Origin of the sequence: Caballeronia pedi (assembly GCF_001544915.2) — a bacterium.
Classification (GTDB): domain Bacteria; phylum Pseudomonadota; class Gammaproteobacteria; order Burkholderiales; family Burkholderiaceae; genus Caballeronia; species Caballeronia pedi.
Window position 1 is genome coordinate 85821 of sequence record NZ_FCOE02000006.1, and the last position, 17913, is coordinate 103733.

At 63.4% G+C, this 17913-nt stretch carries 18 protein-coding genes; 13 read left to right on the top strand and 5 right to left on the bottom strand.

Annotated elements, in window-relative coordinates; genetic code table 11:
* Nucleotides 1-25: 25 nt before the first annotated feature.
* Complete coding sequence (locus AWB80_RS45295) at nt 26-148, bottom strand: hypothetical protein (RefSeq protein ID WP_087131205.1); 123 nt, start codon at nt 146-148, stop codon at nt 26-28.
* 184 nt (nt 149-332) lie between these two features.
* Between AWB80_RS45295 and AWB80_RS11365 the strand changes: the two genes are divergently transcribed.
* Nucleotides 333-857, top strand: coding sequence for an RrF2 family transcriptional regulator (locus AWB80_RS11365; RefSeq protein ID WP_061174756.1), 525 nt, complete (start codon nt 333-335; stop codon nt 855-857).
* Between the two features lie 15 nt (nt 858-872).
* Here AWB80_RS11365 and AWB80_RS11370 read toward each other — a convergent pair whose 3' ends face one another.
* Nucleotides 873-1295 carry a BspC domain-containing protein gene (locus AWB80_RS11370; protein WP_061174757.1) on the bottom strand — a complete coding sequence of 141 codons (423 nt, stop codon included), beginning with the start codon at nt 1293-1295 and terminating at the stop codon, nt 873-875.
* Between the two features lie 184 nt (nt 1296-1479).
* Between AWB80_RS11370 and AWB80_RS11375 the strand changes: the two genes are divergently transcribed.
* The 8 genes from AWB80_RS11375 to AWB80_RS11410 all read left to right on the top strand — a co-directional run bounded on the left by AWB80_RS11375 (nt 1480) and on the right by AWB80_RS11410 (nt 12007).
* Nucleotides 1480-2040 (top strand): putative glycolipid-binding domain-containing protein, encoded by a 561-nt coding sequence (locus AWB80_RS11375; protein WP_061174962.1) that lies wholly within the window; start codon nt 1480-1482, stop codon nt 2038-2040.
* Between the two features lie 33 nt (nt 2041-2073).
* Nucleotides 2074-3120: a selenide, water dikinase SelD gene (selD, locus tag AWB80_RS11380; protein WP_061174758.1), complete on the top strand. Its 1047-nt coding sequence runs from the start codon at nt 2074-2076 to the stop codon at nt 3118-3120.
* A 16-nt stretch (nt 3121-3136) separates the two neighbouring features.
* A complete protein-coding gene (locus AWB80_RS11385; protein ID WP_061174759.1) occupies nt 3137-4063 on the top strand; it encodes a cation diffusion facilitator family transporter in 927 nt (308 codons plus the stop codon).
* Between the two features lie 136 nt (nt 4064-4199).
* Nucleotides 4200-6749 carry a mechanosensitive ion channel family protein gene (locus AWB80_RS11390; protein ID WP_061174760.1) on the top strand — a complete coding sequence of 850 codons (2550 nt, stop codon included), beginning with the start codon at nt 4200-4202 and terminating at the stop codon, nt 6747-6749.
* Nucleotides 6750-6905: 156 nt separating this feature from the next.
* Nucleotides 6906-7922 carry a purine-nucleoside phosphorylase gene (locus tag AWB80_RS11395; RefSeq protein ID WP_425266845.1) on the top strand — a complete coding sequence of 339 codons (1017 nt, stop codon included), beginning with the start codon at nt 6906-6908 and terminating at the stop codon, nt 7920-7922.
* 530 nt (nt 7923-8452) lie between these two features.
* Nucleotides 8453-8770, top strand: a complete 318-nt coding sequence (gene flhD, locus AWB80_RS11400; RefSeq protein ID WP_061174762.1) for a flagellar transcriptional regulator FlhD — start codon at nt 8453-8455, stop codon at nt 8768-8770.
* Nucleotides 8771-8795: 25 nt separating this feature from the next.
* Nucleotides 8796-9458, top strand: coding sequence for a flagellar transcriptional regulator FlhC (gene flhC / locus AWB80_RS11405; RefSeq protein ID WP_061174763.1), 663 nt, complete (start codon nt 8796-8798; stop codon nt 9456-9458).
* A 167-nt stretch (nt 9459-9625) separates the two neighbouring features.
* Nucleotides 9626-12007, top strand: a complete 2382-nt coding sequence (locus AWB80_RS11410) for a DNA polymerase II (RefSeq protein WP_208635637.1) — start codon at nt 9626-9628, stop codon at nt 12005-12007.
* Between the two features lies 1 nt (nt 12008).
* On the opposite strand, the gene AWB80_RS11415 is transcribed toward AWB80_RS11410, so the two are convergent.
* Nucleotides 12009-13013: a hypothetical protein gene (locus AWB80_RS11415; RefSeq protein WP_061174764.1), complete on the bottom strand. Its 1005-nt coding sequence runs from the start codon at nt 13011-13013 to the stop codon at nt 12009-12011.
* A gap of 242 nt (nt 13014-13255) precedes the next feature.
* Here AWB80_RS11415 and AWB80_RS11420 point away from each other — a divergent pair, with 242 nt between their 5' ends.
* The 3 genes from AWB80_RS11420 to AWB80_RS11430 all read left to right on the top strand — a co-directional run bounded on the left by AWB80_RS11420 (nt 13256) and on the right by AWB80_RS11430 (nt 15525).
* Nucleotides 13256-13495: a hypothetical protein gene (locus AWB80_RS11420; RefSeq protein WP_061174765.1), complete on the top strand. Its 240-nt coding sequence runs from the start codon at nt 13256-13258 to the stop codon at nt 13493-13495.
* A 27-nt stretch (nt 13496-13522) separates the two neighbouring features.
* Nucleotides 13523-13960, top strand: coding sequence for a DUF3574 domain-containing protein (locus AWB80_RS11425; protein ID WP_244206477.1), 438 nt, complete (start codon nt 13523-13525; stop codon nt 13958-13960).
* Between the two features lie 239 nt (nt 13961-14199).
* On the top strand, nt 14200-15525 hold the full coding sequence (locus AWB80_RS11430; protein WP_244206478.1) for a glycosyltransferase family protein: 1326 nt from the start codon (nt 14200-14202) through the stop codon (nt 15523-15525).
* Nucleotides 15526-15562: 37 nt separating this feature from the next.
* On the opposite strand, the gene AWB80_RS11435 is transcribed toward AWB80_RS11430, so the two are convergent.
* Both AWB80_RS11435 and AWB80_RS11440 read right to left on the bottom strand, forming a co-directional pair.
* On the bottom strand, nt 15563-15973 hold the full coding sequence (locus tag AWB80_RS11435) for an HPF/RaiA family ribosome-associated protein (protein ID WP_061174767.1): 411 nt from the start codon (nt 15971-15973) through the stop codon (nt 15563-15565).
* 95 nt (nt 15974-16068) lie between these two features.
* Nucleotides 16069-16950: a LysR family transcriptional regulator gene (locus AWB80_RS11440; RefSeq protein ID WP_061174768.1), complete on the bottom strand. Its 882-nt coding sequence runs from the start codon at nt 16948-16950 to the stop codon at nt 16069-16071.
* A gap of 142 nt (nt 16951-17092) precedes the next feature.
* Between AWB80_RS11440 and AWB80_RS11445 the strand changes: the two genes are divergently transcribed.
* Complete coding sequence (locus AWB80_RS11445; protein WP_061174769.1) at nt 17093-17881, top strand: TerC family protein; 789 nt, start codon at nt 17093-17095, stop codon at nt 17879-17881.
* Nucleotides 17882-17913: the final 32 nt, after the last annotated feature.

Genomic DNA, 17913 nt, shown 5'->3' on the forward strand with positions numbered 1-17913 from the left:
GATTCGGTGTGGCTTCGGAAAGGCTTCAGTAGCGGTAGTAATCCCGGTGATGGTGATACCCGCCGCCATCACCCGGCACGACGATGCAGCCCGATAGCGCGCTGCTCAGCACCACGCCCAACGCTGCAAGGATCGCTAGTTTCTTCATGGGTTTCTCCGTGTGAATCCATGGAGACCAATGTAGCGGACCGCAAAATGACAAGCCGTGATCGTTTGTAAGCAAACGTGTAACCTGAAATATTTAAGATTGGCGTCTGTAAAGGCGTGGCGGTCGTTGCACGCGGCCGCGCGACGCGTTATCCTGAACTACGATTCATATTGTCGGAGTGGATATGCCCCACATCAGCACGGGCGTGGAGTACGCGCTGCACTGCATGCTCTATCTCGCGGAGCCGCCGCACGGCGTGCGCGAGGCGAGTGTGCGCGATCTCGCGGAATTGCAGGGCGTGCCGGCGGAGTACGTCGCCAAGCTCTTCACGAAGCTGCACAAGGCGGGACTCGTCGTTGCGACCGAAGGCGCGCGCGGGGGTTTTGCGCTCGCGCGCCCCTCGCAGGAGATCAGCGTGCTCGATGTCGTCGATGCGATCGACGGCGACAAGGCGCTGTTCGATTGCCGCGAGATTCGCGCGCGTTGCGCCGTGTTCGGCGAGGACGCGCCGCCGTGGGCGACGAGCGGCGTGTGTGCCGTTCACGCCGTGATGAAGAACGCCGAGAAGCGTATGCGCGAGGCGCTCGCGGCGGACCGGCTGTCGGATCTCGCGGGCCGTATGCATGCGAAGGCGCCGCGTACGTTCGGACCGCAAGTCGTCAAGTGGCTCGATGAGCGCACCAGCCAGCGGCGCGCCTCAAAGAGCTAACGCAAGAACTGGAACTCAGCGAACGATCTTCGGCTTCATGTTCGGCGTGAGCGAAACGCCGACCACGTGACCATCGCGCACGCCGCAACGGCTGTCCATGCGCGTCCACTGCTCCTTGCCGCGCGCCTTCGCGAACGCGCGCATCACGATGACCTTGTCCACCGGAATCGGGTTGCCGACACTGAAGATCGGAGTTTCATCGTCGATCTTCGCGGAGAGCACGCGCCGGTCGGGCACGATGAGCGTGTCGTACTTCGGCGCGTCTTCCGCCCAGCGATCGAATGCCGCGACGCATTGCGCCACGGCCTCCGGCACGCGAAGCCTGGTCAGATATGCATAATCTTCGGGCAGGTCCGGCGTTTCCTGCGCCTGGACGAGCTGAAACATCGACGCCGACAGCGCGAGCGCGAGCAAGGCGGGAGCAAGAGTGTTCTTCATGCGATGAGCGATGACAAAGAGGCGTTCGGGCAGACAGGAACACGCCTGCGCAGGAATGGCGCGAAGTATACCGTGTGAAGTTTTGTGACGTCGAGCGAATAGCGCATTTCGAATGCCGATCGAAAGCATTGCGCGCCGCGTTGTATCCTTTGATGTGGATGAACACACGTCGACGAGGTGCACGATGAAAGCGGTGCGATGGTCGCAGCAGGACGGCACGGGGCTCGAACATCTCGTTCTCGACGAGACGGGCGATGGCGTCGTGGTCGAAAGTGCGGTCGTGGGCGAAGACGAGTCGCATCCATTCGGTCTCGTGTACCGGATCGAATGCGATGCACGCTGGCAGGTCACGCGTCTCGCGCTGAAGCTCGCGGGCGGCGCGACGCTCGATCTGCATCGAAGAGACGGCGACAACGGCGACGCGCACGCATGGAGCAATGCGCACGGCGAGCCGCAGGAACTGCTGCGCGGCTGCATCGATGTGGATATCACCGCGACGCCTTTCACCAACACGCTGCCTATCCGCCGTCTGCAACTGGAGCGCGGCGAGCGGCGCGTGATTCGCGTCGTCTACGTGCGCGTGCCGGAGCTAAGCGTGAGCGCGGTGGAGCAGGCGTACACATGCATCGAGCCGAATCATCGCTATCGTTACGAAGGGCTCGATACGGGCTTCACGGCGGACATCACCGTCGACGAAAGCGGCCTCGTGCTCGATTATCCGGGACTCTACAAGCGCGTCGTGTGAGATACCCTGACACCTCAAACTGACTTTCAATCGATGAACGAACCGACTTCCCCCCGTCTCACGAGCCTGTCCCACGGCGGCGGCTGCGGCTGCAAGATCGCGCCCGGCGTGCTCGCGGATCTCCTCAAACGCGCGACGCCGCTGCCCGCGTTCCCGAATCTTCTCGTCGGCAACGACACCGCCGATGACGCCGCCGTCTACCAACTCAACGACGAACAGGCGATCGTCGCGACGACGGACTTCTTCATGCCGATCGTCGATGACCCGTTCGACTTCGGCCGCATCGCCGCGACCAACGCGCTCTCCGATGTCTACGCGATGGGCGGCAAGCCGATACTCGCGCTCGCGCTCGTCGGCATGCCGATCAACGTGCTGCCGCATGAAGTGATCGCGCAGATTCTGAAGGGCGGGGAAGCAGTGTGCGCGGAAGCGGGCATTCCGGTCGCGGGCGGCCATTCGATCGATTCCGTCGAGCCGATCTACGGGCTCGCGGCGCTCGGCATCGTGCATCCGTCGCGCGTGAAGCGCAACGCCGCCGCGCGCGCAGGCGATGTGCTCGTGCTCGGCAAGCCGCTCGGCGTCGGCGTGCTGTCGGCGGCGCTGAAGAAGGACAAGCTCGACGCGGCGGGTTACAAAGCGATGATCGACGCGACGACCAAACTGAACCGGCCCGGCGCGGAACTCGCGCAACTGGACGCCGTGCACGCGCTCACCGATGTGACCGGCTTCGGTCTGCTCGGCCACGCGCTCGAACTCGCGCGCGGCGCGAAGCTGACGGCGCGCATCCGCTATGCGGATCTGCCGTGGCTGCCGCAGGTGCGCGAGTTCGTTGACGCAGGCATCTACACGGGCGCGTCGGGACGGAACTGGGCCGCGTACGGCAGCGATGTCTCATTGAACATCGAAGGCGACGCGGCCCGCGCCTTGCTGACCGATCCGCAGACATCGGGCGGCCTGCTCGTATCGTGCGCGCCGCAAGCCGTGAACGATGTGCTCGCAATCTTCCGCGCGGACGGCTTCGACGATGCGGCGGTCATCGGCGAGATGGTGGACGGCCCGAGCCGCGTCGACGTGATCTGAGCGAACATAAAAACGCATGAAGGAAGAATCCCCGAAAGCCATTTTCTACGCGCTCGCCGCGAACTTCGGCATCGCCGTCTGCAAGTTCGGGGCGGCGGCTTATACCGGCTCCGGCGCGATGTTCGCCGAAGCCATCCATTCCACCGCCGATTGCGGCAATCAGTTGCTATTGCTGTTCGGCCTGAAACGCGCGCAGCAGCCTGCGAACGCGCTGCATCCGCTGGGTTCGGGGCGCGAGATCTATTTCTACGCGCTGATCGTCGCGCTTCTGCTGTTCTTCGTCGGCGGGGCGTTCTCGGTGTATGAGGGCGCGCATCGGCTGCTGCATCACGAACCCTTGTCCAATCCGCTCGTCGCGCTCGTGATTCTCGGCGTGTCGGTCGTGCTGGAGGCGTTCTCGCTCGCGGGCGCGATCCGCGAGATTCGCAAGGGCGCGCCGAACAAGACCTTGTGGCGATGGTTCCGCGAAACGCGCGAGTCGGAACTGCTGGTCGTCGCGGGCGAGGATGTCGCCGCGCTGCTCGGTCTCGCTATCGCGTTCGCCGCCGTGCTCATGACGATGCTCACCGGCAATCCGGCCTACGATGCCGCCGGTTCGATCGGCGTGGGCGTGCTGTTGATGATCGTCGCGTATCTCGTCGCGCGCGAAGTGAAGTCGATGATCGTCGGCGAATCCGCGAGTCCCGAAGTGCGCAAGGCGATCGATGCGCACCTGCGCGCGCGTCCCGAGATCACGCGCATCATCAGCCTCATCACGCTGCAATGGGGCAAGCACGTGGTCGTCGCGGTACAGGCCGAGATGATCGACTACGCCAGCGGCCGCGCGATGATCGATGCCATCAACATCATCGAAGAAGATCTGCAGCGTGCGTTTCCGCAAGTGCGCTGGGTGTTCTTCGAACCCGATGTCGCGCGCGATCGCGATCAACCGGCGACGCTCTGAGTCACCAAGCGCAGACCGGGCAGGCGCGCCGCGTGCTACCGGGACCGTTTCTGCCGCGCTGACGGCATCGCGTTAGCATACGGCGTGCGCGTCGTCCGCATCGAGTCCCTGACATTTCGTGATCTTCATCCGACTTATGCGCAAATTGCTCCTTGCTGTGCTGCTCGTCGTTTTATCGAGCGTCTTGCCTATCCTTTCGCAGTCCTGCTTCGCCGCCGCCGATCCCGCGCAGCACGCGTCGCAGCCCGCCGTAGCGCTGACGCCGCAACAGGCGCGCGACGCCCTCTCGGTGCTCAACGATCCCGCGCGCCGCTCGCAGGTCGCGGATACGCTGCGCGCCATCGCGGCGGCTGGCGCGCTGGCCGCGCCCGCGAGCGCGCCGCAGCCCGCATCGACGGCCGCCGCGACGCCCGCATCGGGCGCGTCCAGCGTGCTCGCGCATTCGCTGACCGCGAACGGTCTCGCCTCGCAATTGTCGCGGCAGGCGGGGCACTGGCTCGTGCAGATCGGCGGGGGACTGCGGCATTCGACCGCCGCGCTGCTCGATTTCGGCTCGGTGATGTCGTGGTGGCACGACCGCACATCGACCGATGGCGGACGCGCGCTCATCGGGCACGTCGCGTGGACCGTGCTGGCGTCGCTGTTGCCCGCGCTGCTGCTCGAATTCCTGTGCTCGCGGCTGCTCAGGCGGCCACGCGCGCGGATCGCGGCGCGGGGCGTCGCCGACGCGGAGGCGCAGGAGCCGGACCTCGTGCGCCAGCAACGCGCCGCCGAGCGCGCGGAAGACGCCGCCGAGCGAAGCGGCGACGAAACCGCGCTGCATCTCGCCGAGCGCAATGTCGACAGCGCGCGCGGTCAGCGCCATGCGGCGCGTCACTGGACGTTGCTGCAACGCCTGCCGAGCGCGCTGCTGTATGGCTTGCTGTCGCTCGTTCCGCTGATCGTGTTCATCGCGGCCGTGACGCTGCTGATGTCGGTTTTCATCGATGACAACACGCCCGAAGCGCACGTCGCGGGCTCGCTCATCGACGTTTATCTCGTGTGCCGCGCGATCGTCATCGTGAGCGGCTTTTTCGTCGCGCCGCGTGCGCCCGGCCTGCGTCTCATCCAGATGCGCGATGTCTACGCGACCTACACGCATCGCTGGGTGGGCCGCATCGTGTGTGTCGCGGGCGCGGGCCTCGCGCTCGCCAACGCGGCCGAGCCGCTCGGCTTGTCCGGCGACGCGCGCATTGCGATTACGAAGGTCGTCCTGCTGATCGTGCACGTGATGATCGCGTACATGATCTTCGAATGCCGCACGCCGGTGGCCGAGCGCATTCGCGGCGGCTCGCGGGCGAACCGTTCCTTCAGGCTCTTCGGCAACTGGGTCGCCGATGTCTGGGCGGGCGTGGCGATCTTCTTCGTGCTCGCGCTCTGGTTCGTGTGGGCGCTCGACGTGCAGAACGGCTACCGGACGCTCTTTCATCTGGGCGGGCTGTCGCTGCTCGTGCTGGTCGGCGCGCGCGTGGTGGCGATCGTCGCGTTCGGCGCGCTCGGGCGCCTGTTCCATCGCGATGACGAGGACGATTTCACCGGCCAGTCGCTTGTGCGCCGCCGCGCGTACCGCTATTACCCGGTGTTGCGGCGTGGGGTGCAGGCGCTCATTGCGGTCGTCACGGTGATCGCGCTCCTGCAGGTGTGGCACATCGATATCGTGCATTTCTTCACGGCGGGCGGGATCGGCAACCGGCTCGCGTCGGCGCTCGTCACGATCGTGTTCGCCGCCTTGTTCGCCGTGCTCGTGTGGGAGGCGGCGAACATCGCCGTCGAGCAGCGGCTCGAACAGTGGACCGCGAGCGGCGAGCGCGTGCGCGCCGCGCGCCTGCGCACGTTGCTGCCGATGATGCGCACGGGCCTGTTCATCGTGATCGCGATGGTCGTCGTCCTGACTGGGCTCTCGGAGATCGGCGTGAACACCGCGCCTTTGCTCGCAAGCGCGAGCATCTTCGGCGTGGCGCTCGGCTTCGGCTCGCAGAAGCTCGTGCAGGATCTCATCACCGGCATTTTCCTGTTGATGGAAAACGCGATGCAGGTCGGCGACTGGGTGACGCTCGCGGGCGTCTCGGGCACGGTCGAATATCTGTCGATCCGCACGGTGCGCCTGCGCGGCGGCGACGGCTCGCTCTACACGGTGCCGTTCAGCTCGGTGTCGACGGTGAACAACACGAATCGCGGCATCGGCAACGCGGCGGTGCGCGTGTCGATTGCGCTCGGCCAGGATGTCGATCTCGCGATCTCCACGCTGAAGGAAATCGGCGCGGCCTTGCGCAATGACGAAGCGTTCCGCGATGGCATCCTCTCCGACTTCAGCTTCTGGGGCGTTGACGCCGTCGATGGCTCGACCGTCACGCTCGCCGGCCAGATTCAATGCCGCGACAGCGCGCGCTGGCCGGTGCAGCGCGAGTTCAACCGGCGCATTCTCAACGAGTTCACGGCGCGCGGCATCGAGATCGCGAATCCGCAGCGCAATTTCGTGATCGTGAACGGCAGCGATCAGGTGGCCGCGCCCGATGCGGACGAGGCGGGCGCGGATCAGCGCGGCGAGCCGTCGAAGGCCGCGCAGCACCCGACGAACGAGGCGGCGGGTTCGGCGAACGTCGCCTCGAATGCGCCGCCGCCACGGGCCTCGCAAGGCGGGGCGTGATCCTATAATCGTTCGGCCTGATCGCGCCCCTCGTTCTGTCGACGGGCGCGATCTTCTTTCGAAGGTCGAACGTTCACGAGGGTCACGTCAGCCATGACAGTCGCCGCATCGCAATCGAAAAAGACAAGGAAGCCACTCGGGAAGGCCGTCGTCGCGATGACGGTCGCTGCGGGTTTCGCCGGATGCGCGTCCGCGCCGCAATCGTCCGACAGCGCGGGGGGGGCCCGCGCGGTCAAGGTCATGATCGTCACGATGTTCGCGCCCGAGGCCAAACCGTGGCTCGACAGACTCGGCCCGTGGGACGCGATCAAAGTAGCGGGCCTGTCGCCCGATTATCCCGAGGTGCGTTGCAACCGCGACGAGGTGTGCATCGTCACGACGGGCATGGGCCACACCAACGCCGCCGCTTCGACGATGGCGCTCGCGTTCTCCGACCGTTTCGATTTGCGCGGCACGTACTTCCTGATCGCCGGGATCGCCGGCATCGATCCGGCGCAGGGCACGGTCGGCTCGGCGGCATGGGCGAAGTATCTCGTCGATTTCGGTCCGCAATGGGAACTCGACGCCCGCGAGAAGCCCGCCCGCTGGCCGAGCGGGTTCATCGGCATCAACACGAAAGGGCCGAACGAGAAACCGGCGCCGGACTATCGCACGGAGGTGTTCGCGCTGAACGCGACGCTCGCCGACACGGCTTTCGCGCTCTCGCGCAACGTCGCGCTTTCCGACAGCGCCGAGGCGAAGGCCGCGCGCGCGAAGTTCAACACCACGCCGGCGAACCGGCCGCCGCGCGTGATCCAGTGCGACACGCTCGCGGGCGATACGTGGTGGTCGGGCAAGTACATCGGCGAGCGGGCGCGCGCGTGGACGAAACTTCTGACCGATGGCCGCGGCGTCTATTGCACGACACAGCAGGAAGACAACGCGACCTACGAGGCGCTCAAGCGTGCGGCGAGCGTGCAACGGGTGGATGTCTCGCGGGTGGCCGTGTTACGTGCCGGCTCGGATTTCGACCGTCCTTACAAGGGGCAATCCGCGGTCGACAATCTTTTGAATTACGCGGCGCAGGGCGGCTTCGCGCCGGCCATCGAAAACCTGTACCGGGCCGGTAATCCATTCGTACAGGATGTTGTTACACATTGGGACGTCTGGCGAAAGGGCGTACCGCAAAGGTAACAAGCCGCGTTACAAACTCGGGTAACAAAGCCCGTAACATCGACGTAACACGCTACAAGCAATTATTACCTGTTCGACCGCCTTTCGGTAAAGGCGGTCGACACGGCCATTTTTGGCGATTTCTCATCTGATGAATCGTCTCAAAAATAGCGGTCCGAAGTGTCAACCGGATCGCGCAATCCCTCGTTATTGCTGGCGGCACGCGATTACTACGACTAAAACAGACGCGCTCCGATTTGCTATCGAAAACATCAGAAGAATAGAAATCGCATGGCAAATTCGACCGAATTCGACTGACCGAAAAAATTACCGATCGAAAGTGTTGTTTGCAACAAAATATTATTGAGATGGGCTTGCTTTGGATTTAGACCGTACTTAGAATTCGTCTCACGGTGGTTGTTACAAGATGTAACTCACTGAAACAAAGATTACGCAGTACGTAGCCGGGGCAGGACAAGCCCGGTGAGGCACAAAAAAGATATCGGCAAAAAGCCGGCGGGAAATTCGGGGATTTACTGGAAGTTGCAACCATGAACGGTCGCGAAACGCTGGAATCGATCCGGGAAATCAACTTGTCGTACATCATGCTCGCGCAGCGTCTCTTGCGCGAGGACCGCGCCATCGGCATGTTCCGGCTCGGTCTTTCGGCGGAACTCGCCGATCTGCTGTCGGGCCTGACGCTCGCACAGGTCGTCAAGCTCGCGTCGTCGGACAACCTGCTTTGCGCTTTCCGCTTCAACGATCACACGATGCTGTCGGCCTTGACGCAACCCGCGAAGAACGCGGACATCGCGCCGACGCACGCGGCAATCCTGCTGGCTGGCCAGCCGGCCGAACAGTTCGGTTAAGGTGACCAAGGTGACGGAGCGAGCCATGCTGAAGAAGAGCCTCACTGAAGACGCCCAGGAAGTATTCCGCGCCATCGCGCTGATCGAGCTCGGCGCGCGCATGCAAGTGCTGGAGAGCGAACTGACGCTCTCGCGCGACCGCATGATCCGTCTGTATCGCGAAGTGAAGGGTGTATCGCCGCCGAAGGGCATGCTGCCGTTCTCGGCCGACTGGTACATGACGTGGCTGGCCAATATCCACGCATCGCTTTTCTATAACACCTATACGTTCCTGAAGAACGAAGCTGGCTGTTCGCATCTCGATGCGTTGACCAAAGGGTATCGGCTGTATCTCGAGCACTGCAATCATAGCGGCGCCGAGGCGGTACTCGACCTTACGCGGGCCTGGACTCTTGTGCGCTTCTTCGACGCGGGCATGCTGCAGATGACGCCGTGCTGCCGCTGCACCGGGAAGTTTGTCGCACACAAACATGATTTGCAGAACAACGTGGTGTGCGGGGCCTGCCAGCCGCCGTCACGCGCGGGGAAGACCAAGAAAGCGGCGGCCGCGAAACAGGCCAGTCAAGAAGCCGCTCTGGAGGTGGTGATGTCGAAGAACGAAGTGCCGGAGCATGCGGAGCACACGGTACTCGGTAACGTAGCGGCGTTACAGCCGCAACGGGCAGGCCTGGTCGCACAGGCTGCTTAGGCGGTAGCGGCGGCGGCCGTTCTCCGGGGACCGTCCGCAAGGACGGTGGACGACCGGCTTGCCGCTACCGCGTTTTACTTCCCGTTTCCTGCGAATTTCTGATTCCGAAGCCCGGCGCCGATTGGCGAGCCGGGCTTTTTTGTTTTGCCGCCAAGTAAAATGTTTCGATGGCACGCGCTCTCGAAGATATCGGCTTGGCTTCCGCACAACAGGGTTTTCTGCTGACTCGTCACTGGCGCGACACCGCGGCCGGCGCGGAAGTCGATTTCTGGCTCGCAACCGACGACGGTCCGAGGAAAATCCGCATCGGCTTGCAGACGAGCGTTGCGTTCATCCGCGCGGAGGATCGCGCGAAGGCCGAGCCGGTCGTCGCCGGCGTGCGGGACGCGTACCTGCGCGAATTGCCGCTCAGGGACTTTCGCCAGAAGCCGGTGCTCGGACTCTACTGCCCGCAGTATCGCCAGTTGCTCGCGCTCGAAAAGAATCTGCGCAGCGCGGGCGTCAATGTCTTCGAAGCCGATATCCGTCCGCACGAACGCTATCTGATGGAGCGCTTCATCACCGCGCCGGTCCTGTTCGAAGGCGCCGGACGCGACGTTTCCAGCGAACTGAAGCCCGCGCCGGATTACCGGCCGTCGCTGAAAGTCGTGTCGCTCGATATCGAAACGAGCGTGAAAGGCGATCTCTACTCGATCGCGCTCGAAGGCTGCGGCGCGCGTCAGGTCTATATGCTCGGTTCGCCGAATGGCGATGCCGCGCAAACCGATTTTGCGCTCGATTATTGCGAAACACGCGCCGACATGCTGCGCCGTTTCAACGCGTGGATCGCGCAATACGATCCAGACGCGATCATTGGCTGGAACGTCGTGCAATTCGACTTGCGCATCCTTCAGCGACACGCCGACGACTACGGCGTGCCGCTCGCGCTGGGCCGCGACGGCAGCGCGGTCGAATGGCGCGAGCACGGCATGAAGCGCAATCACTTCTTTATTTCGATCGCGGGACGGCTCGTCATTGACGGCATCGAGGCGCTGCGTTCGGCGACGTGGAATTTTCCGTCGTTCAGTCTGGAATATGTCGCGCAGTCGCTGCTGGGCGAAGGCAAGGCGATCGACAGTCCGTACGCGCGCATGGATGAAATCGAGCGCCGGTTTCACGAGGACAAGCCCGCGCTCGCGCGTTACAACCTGAACGATTGCGAACTGGTCACGAAGGTCTTCGAGAAAACGGAGTTGCTGCCGTTTCTGCTGGAACGCGCGACCGTGACCGGTTTGCAGGCCGACCGCAGCGGCGGGTCGGTCGCGGCGTTCACACATTTGTACATGCCGCGGATGCATCGGCTGGGCTATGTGGCCCCGAATCTCGGCGACGTGCCCGAGGAAGCGAGTCCCGGCGGTTTCGTGATGGACTCGCGTCCGGGCCTCTACGATTCCGTGCTCGTGCTCGATTACAAGAGCCTGTATCCGTCGATCATCCGCACGTTTCTGATCGATCCCGCCGGACTCGCTCAAGGCATGGCGACGCCCGATGACGCCGCCACCGTGCCCGGCTTTCGCGGCGCGCGCTTTTCACGCGACACGCACTGCCTGCCGGCGATCGTCGCGCAGGTGTGGGAAGCGCGCGAGGCCGCGAAGCGCCAGCGCAACAAGCCGCTGTCGCAGGCGCTCAAGATCATCATGAACTCGTTTTACGGTGTGCTCGGATCGAGCGGCTGCCGTTTCTTCGATCCGCGTCTGGCTTCGTCGATCACGATGCGCGGTCACGAGATCATGCATCGCACCCGCGAACTGATCGAGGCGCGCGGCTACACCGTCATCTACGGCGATACGGATTCGACCTTCGTCTGGCTGCGGCGCGCGCGCAGCGAGGAAGATGCCGAGCGGATCGGGCGCGCGCTGGTCGTACATGTGAACGACTACTGGCGCGAACATCTGCGCGAGACGTTCGGGCTTGAAAGCGCGCTCGAGCTGCAATTCGAGACGCACTTCAAACGCTTTCTCATGCCGACGATTCGCGGCACGGAAGAAGGCAGCAAGAAGCGCTATGCAGGGCTGACCGCGCGCGCGGACGGCGGCGAGGAAATCATCTACAAGGGCCTGGAGACCGTGCGGACCGACTGGACGCCGCTCGCGCAGCGCTTCCAGCAGGAGCTTTACATGCGCGTGTTCAAGGGCCGGGCGTATGAAGACTTCGTGCGCGATTACGTCGGGCGCACGCGGCGCGGCGAGATGGATGAATTGCTCGTGTATCGCAAGCGCTTGCGCCGCACGCTCGGCGACTATCAGCGTAACGTGCCGCCGCATGTGCGCGCCGCGCGTATCGCCGATGAATACAACGCGCGCGCCGGCCGCCCGCTGCAATATCAGAATGGCGGCTGGATCAGCTATGTGATGACGACGGCCGGTCCCGAGCCCGTGGAAGCGCGGCATGCGCCGATCGACTACGAGCATTACGTGAGCAAGCAGCTTCAGCCGGTTGCGGACGGCATCCTGCCGTTTCTGCGTGATGACTTCATCGCGTTGATGTCGGGGCAGAAGGAGCTGTTCTGAGTCAGAAGCGAAACCCGAACCCCGCCTCGATGATATCCGCGTCGCGGTCATACCGCGTGACCATGCGATTCCACGTCACCCGCGCGAGCCATCGATTCGTGAAGCGGTAACTCGCCGACACCGATACAAGCCCCGAAAACCGACCGTCGCCGGTGCGATTCTGCGGCAAATCGTCGTTCTGCGTGATCGACAGATACGGCCCCGCACCGACGCCGAGCGTGAGCCTGTCATCGAAGAACGCGCGCGTCGCCCAGAGCTGCGCGGCGATGCCATCACGACGCGATTGCACGTGTCCGCCTTCATGCAGATACGAAGCGGTGAAATCGACGTAATGCCACAGCCCGCGCCGGTACTCGATGCTCTCGGCCAGATTCGTTTCCGAGTCGGGGCTGTTCAGGATCGTCGTGCCGAGCATCACGGTGACTTCGTTGTTCGTGACGTTCGTCGAACGCGGCACGGCGCGCGCGCGCGGTCCGCGGCCCTCGGGCGCGTCGAGTTGGTAGCCGATGCCGAACAGCAACGCGGTCGTGTCCGGGCCGCCGAAGGCCTGCACGCGATTGAGCTTCATCTCCGCGATCCAGCGGTTATCGAAGTAATACGCCGCGCGCAGCGTAAACATGCCGCCCCAGCCGTGCGTGTTCGAATAGTTGCCGCCGGCCTGCGCCTGACTCGTGTCGAAATAGCGGTACGGCCCCGCACCCGCCGACAGCTCCAGCCGGTCGTTCCAGAGCGGCATTCGCCCCCAGAGCTGAAAGGCCTGCCCGTCGCGGTGATGATCGGGAATATGGCCTTCGTTCAGCCACGAAAAACTCCAGGCGGCGTAACGGCCGAGTCCTTCGCGATAGTTGACTTCCCAGGAGTACGTGTTCTGGCTGCTGCTCTTGAGCGGGCCGGCGAGTAGGGAAAATTCCTGGGCGTGAGACGCCTTGCTGGCCATGCCGAGCGCGGCGCACGCGATCACCCAGGCGGCGGTTCGGCAATGTCGTGTTCTCTTGGGGTGTGTCATCACGTGAGCATTCGTCGGGCGTGTCCGTCGCAGGATAGCGACTTAAGGGAAATCCTGCACGAAACGGATCTCATTCAGACGATCGACCGACACAGTGAAACGTTTGCGCGATGCCTTCGCCGCCGCCGCCCCAGACTATCGTTTCGCCTACGTTCGCAGCCACTCACACGCGGGGTTACGCGCTTCGCGGACCTTGCGTAGATTGACTAGACAACAGTGCAATCAAGCAAGCGAGGTCAGCGGTGGACTCCACTCCTATCGAATATCGAGGCTGCGAGCTTTCGGTCATCGTCCGGCACATGGCCGGTGAATTTGTCGCGACCCTGCTGATCGAGCGGCCGGGCGGCGTCCGCCGCGCGATCGGGCCGTTTCGCGCGTTTCCAACAGCGCATGCTGCGGCAAACTTCGCGATCGAATGCGGCAAGGCGGAACTCGACGGCCGCATGACGGCGCGCGTTCCGCAGGTCGCGGTGTCGGGCTGAGGTCATCGGCGGGTTCGCGATAGCATCGTGTTCCACACTCGCTTCACGATGACGATGTCCGGATATCGAACCATTTCGATGCTTGCTCTCGCCGCGCTCGTCCCCGCTTGCGCGACACCGGCCATCGAGACGTGCGCGGCAGGGGAACAACGCGCCGTCGACGATCTCGTCTACTTCGGCACAGGACGCCCGAAGGGGGAGGTCACGCGCGAAGAATGGGACGACTTCCTGCGCGTCGAAGTCACGCCGCGTTTCGCGCAAGGTTTCACTGTCTGGCAGGCGTATGGACAGTGGCGCACGGCCGATGGCGCCATCGTGCGCGAGGCCTCCTACGTGCTGAACCTCGTGCATCCCGACGATCGAAGCAGCGAAACAGCCGTCGGCGAGATCCGCGAGCGCTATCGGACGCGCTTCGAACAGGAATCGACGATGCGCGTTAAACACGCCGTGTGCGCATCCTTCTAGAAAATCAAGAGAATCGGCGGATTCCTAACGTCGCTCGCCTCGTTTGACTCAATAATTTACAAATTCGCAGAATAGACCGGATATGCTCCGACGCTTCGTGCAGGTCGTCTGCATTCCTTGTATCTCGATTTCCGTCTTTCGATTGCTTAACCGCCATGGTGACTCTGATTAGCTGTTTCTCTGATCGCAACGCGACATCGTCGCTCGACAACCATGTCGAATATTGCCGACGCACACAGGTGAAACATCGCTTCCAGCCGACGTCGAGCTGCGTCGATTCGATCGAACTCCGCACGCTCTACAAGTACCAGTTGGTGAGCGACATGCTGCGTGAAGCGGAAGAGGGCGAAGTGATCATCTTCGCCACGGAAAACGCGCTGTTCATCCGCTTTCACGACTTCCATCAGATCATGGCCGGCCGCGACGTGCTGCTGACGAAAGGTCACTTCGGCGTCAACACCGAGATGTTCGTGCTGAGAAGCACCGAAGAGAACCGTCGCATCGCACGCGGACTCGCCGCGCGATGCCGCCAATACTACGAATACGGAAACTTCGTCACCGAGGAAGCCTTGCTCGAAGATCTGCCGACCGTGCCCGACTGGGACGATCTGAACGGCGTGGTGCCGATCGCATCGATGTGGTCGAGTCAGCATCCGGAGCTTCGCGACAGGGAGATCACCGCGGTTTCGCTGGTCTACATGCCGCGCCTCTATAGCAAGTACGGCCCGCTGTGGCGCGCAACGTTCGCGCGGCATGTCAACGCATGCCACGCATCGGGCGAATTGCGCGTTTTCGGGAACGCGGCGCCGTTGTCGAGCGATTCGAACGAGCCGGTTTCGGTCTATCAGCCTGGACGATCCGTCGCGGTCGTGATGCTCTACACGCCGAATATCGCGAGCTATGCCCGCTTCGGGGAAGCAAGCCTGCGCGCCTATTGCGAGCGCAACGGCTATACCCTCTACGTGCATCGCGACGTACCGCCGGATTTCGGACGCGACGCCTGCGGCAACTGGGCCAAGCCGTTCCTGCTCAGCAAGTATCTGCCGCGGCACGAATGGGTTTTCTGGATGGACGCGGATATCATCGCGATGAATCAGTCGGTGAAGCTGGAGACCTTCACCGAAGGGCGCGAGCGCGTGCTGACCGCCGACATCTGCGGCTGGCGTTTCAACTCGGGCGTGATGGGCTTTCGCAATACCGAAGAGAACGCGCGCGTGCTCGACGTCATCCTCGCAAAGGTGAGAGAGATCGAAGACGTCAAGTACACGTTCTCGAGTCACGGCGATCAGTACATTTTCATGGAGCAACTGATTGCGCACGGCCTGTGTCCCGAGATGGACTCGCCCGAGCTGGTGAGCTTCAGGGATCTGAACACGCCGTGGTACTACGCGGACCGAAACACGTTCCTGTGCCACTTCCATGGCCTGAGCACCGAGTTGCGGACCCTTTACATGTCGATGGATACCGTCCCCGATGGCGGCTTCGAAGCCATCGAACGGGACGTGCCGCGGCCGACCTTCGGCGCCGTGCCGCCCACGCAGATCCTGATACGCACAACCGCGTGAATGTTCGCGTGGCCGGCGAAGGCCACGCGCACGCCGCTTACGCGCCTGCCATCTTTCTCATGACACGCACGCGCGGATCGACGACTTCCTGCAACGCCGGCTCCTCGGCGAGATTCCAGGCAAAGCCGCGCGCACGCACCCGGCGCGTCGGCTTGACGTTCTGACGCCTGCGTACCAGTGAGCGCACGGCGCGAGCGAGCGCAAGATCGATCGCGCCGCGCCAGTCGCGCGCAATCGATGTCGCCACGACCTTGTTGTCCCGATTCAGTTGCACCTCCACCTGACAGCGCTTGTCGACGCCGCCGCGCGGCCCGTTGATGTCGGACAGGCTGACAGTCGCTTTCGAGATCAGCCACGCGAGGCGGCGAAACACGAATTCGCTGCGTGCCTTCGCGAGATCGTGCATCGCAATGGCTTCGGGCTCGCGGGACTTGAACAGGACTTTCATTGACGCCTCCTTGTTGAACGTGGATTCAGAGTAAGGCGTCCGTGCGGTGCGAAAAAGCAGAACCAACGGAACAAAAACTTCGGAAAAACCGAAGTTCAGTCGTGAGCTACCGCGAGAAGCTGCTGCGTCAACGGATGATGCCGCCCGCGCCGCGATACGATCGCGTGCACTTCCTCCTTCACCTCGGGCGAGCGGCCGAGCCAGCGCAGGCCGCGCAACAGCGGCGCATCGCCCGCGCCGAACTCTGCCAGCGGAAACACGCCGAGACCGCGCGCGCCGAACACGGCCATCAGCGCGCTGTCCTCGAATTCGCCGACGATGCGCGGCGCGATGCCTTGCGTCTCCAGCCAGCGATCGAGCCGCGCGCGCAGCGACGAATGGCCCGTCGGCAGAAGCATGGGCAGCGATGCGAGACTCTCCGGAAAGTGGTCGATGGCGCTCTTGCGCACGATGGAAGCGGGCCCGTACCAGTCCACCGGCGATGCGATCAGCCGCTCGCTCGTGAGACGCAGATTCTGATTGTGCGGCGCAGCGTGGCTCGCGAGCACCAGATCGAGCCGATGCAGCGCCAGCTCGCCGAGCAGTTCATCGGTCTCGCCTTCGTGACAGAGCAGGCGCAACGACGGATTGCCGAGCACCGGCGCGAGCAGCGCATGCGCCGCAAGTTTGGAGATGCCGTCCGACAGCCCCACCGCGAGACGCGCAAGCGTGCCGCTCGCCGCTTCGCGAACTTCGTCCTGAATCAACTGGCCGATCTGAAAGATTTCCTCGGCGCGCGCGAACGCCGCCTGTCCTGCTTCGGTCATCGTGACGCCGCGCCCCGCGGGCTTGAGCAGTTGATGACCGAGCGCCTTTTCCAGTTCGCGCACTTGCGCGCTGATGGTCTGCACGGCCATGTCGAGCCGCTCCGCCGCGCGCGCGAAACCGCCTTCCTTCACGACGACCCAGAAGTAGTGCAGATGTCGGTAGTTGAGCATACGTACCGCGTCCTCGCTGTTATCGCAAAGCAGGTTACTTCGAAAAAACCGAAGCATGGCTTCGATTATCGCTGATTTTTCCAGGAGAGCGATCGGACGATGATGGCGCGATACATCCAGTCAATCAAAACTCTCCTCACTCATGGAATATCTCCTTTCGCTCGCCGCCGATCCCGCCGTATGGGCCGCACTCGTCACGCTGATCGTGATGGAAGTCGTGCTCGGCATCGACAACCTCGTCTTCATTTCGATTCTCAGCAACAAGCTGCCCGTCGCGCAACGCGCGCGTACCCAGCGTATCGGCATCATGCTCGCGCTCGTGATGCGGCTTGCGCTGCTCGGCGCGGTCGCGTGGATCGCGCAACTGACCGCGCCGGTGTTCGCCGTGTTCGATCACGCTTTCTCGTGGCGCGATCTCATCCTGCTCGCGGGCGGTCTGTTCCTCGTCTGGAAGGCGACCAAGGAGATGCATCATCACGTCAGAAAGGATCACGACGATGCGCCCGGTATCGCGTCGAGTGTCGTCAGCATCACGGCGTGGTCCGCGATCGGCCAGATCCTGCTGCTCGACCTCGTGTTTTCCGTCGACAGCATCATCACCGCGGTCGGCATGACCGAGCATCTGCCGATCATGTACATCGCCGTCATCTTCGCCGTCGCGACGATGCTCTTCGCCGCGCAACCGCTCTCGCGCTTCATCGAACGCAATCCGACGGTCGTCACGCTCGCGCTCTCGTTCCTGCTCGTGATCGCGATGACCCTGATTGCCGAAGGTTTCGGAACCCACGTGCCGAAGGGCTACATCTATGCGGCGATGGGTTTTGCCGGATTCGTCGAAGGGTTGAATCTGCTCTCGCGCCGCGGCAAGGGCAAGCGTGAAAGGGATGTGCAGACTCAAAGCCCCGCGCGCCTCGATGGCGTGTCCGGTTGACCGTCGAGCCGGCGCGCGCCTCGCTTATCCAC

Excerpts from the sequence above, each read along its gene's own strand:
- AWB80_RS45295 (WP_087131205.1), bottom strand. The coding sequence starts at position 148 with ATGAAGAAACTAGCGATCCTTGCAGCGTTGGGCGTGGTGCTGAGCAGC.
- AWB80_RS11365 (WP_061174756.1), top strand. The coding sequence starts at position 333 with ATGCCCCACATCAGCACGGGCGTGGAGTACGCGCTGCACTGCATGCTC.
- AWB80_RS11370 (WP_061174757.1), bottom strand. The coding sequence starts at position 1,295 with ATGAAGAACACTCTTGCTCCCGCCTTGCTCGCGCTCGCGCTGTCGGCG.
- AWB80_RS11375 (WP_061174962.1), top strand. The coding sequence starts at position 1,480 with ATGAAAGCGGTGCGATGGTCGCAGCAGGACGGCACGGGGCTCGAACAT.
- selD (WP_061174758.1), top strand. The coding sequence starts at position 2,074 with ATGAACGAACCGACTTCCCCCCGTCTCACGAGCCTGTCCCACGGCGGC.
- AWB80_RS11385 (WP_061174759.1), top strand. The coding sequence starts at position 3,137 with ATGAAGGAAGAATCCCCGAAAGCCATTTTCTACGCGCTCGCCGCGAAC.
- AWB80_RS11390 (WP_061174760.1), top strand. The coding sequence starts at position 4,200 with ATGCGCAAATTGCTCCTTGCTGTGCTGCTCGTCGTTTTATCGAGCGTC.
- AWB80_RS11395 (WP_425266845.1), top strand. The coding sequence starts at position 6,906 with ATGACGGTCGCTGCGGGTTTCGCCGGATGCGCGTCCGCGCCGCAATCG.
- flhD (WP_061174762.1), top strand. The coding sequence starts at position 8,453 with ATGAACGGTCGCGAAACGCTGGAATCGATCCGGGAAATCAACTTGTCG.
- flhC (WP_061174763.1), top strand. The coding sequence starts at position 8,796 with ATGCTGAAGAAGAGCCTCACTGAAGACGCCCAGGAAGTATTCCGCGCC.
- AWB80_RS11410 (WP_208635637.1), top strand. The coding sequence starts at position 9,626 with ATGGCACGCGCTCTCGAAGATATCGGCTTGGCTTCCGCACAACAGGGT.
- AWB80_RS11415 (WP_061174764.1), bottom strand. The coding sequence starts at position 13,013 with ATGACACACCCCAAGAGAACACGACATTGCCGAACCGCCGCCTGGGTG.
- AWB80_RS11435 (WP_061174767.1), bottom strand. The coding sequence starts at position 15,973 with ATGAAAGTCCTGTTCAAGTCCCGCGAGCCCGAAGCCATTGCGATGCAC.
- AWB80_RS11440 (WP_061174768.1), bottom strand. The coding sequence starts at position 16,950 with ATGCTCAACTACCGACATCTGCACTACTTCTGGGTCGTCGTGAAGGAA.
- AWB80_RS11445 (WP_061174769.1), top strand. The coding sequence starts at position 17,093 with ATGGAATATCTCCTTTCGCTCGCCGCCGATCCCGCCGTATGGGCCGCA.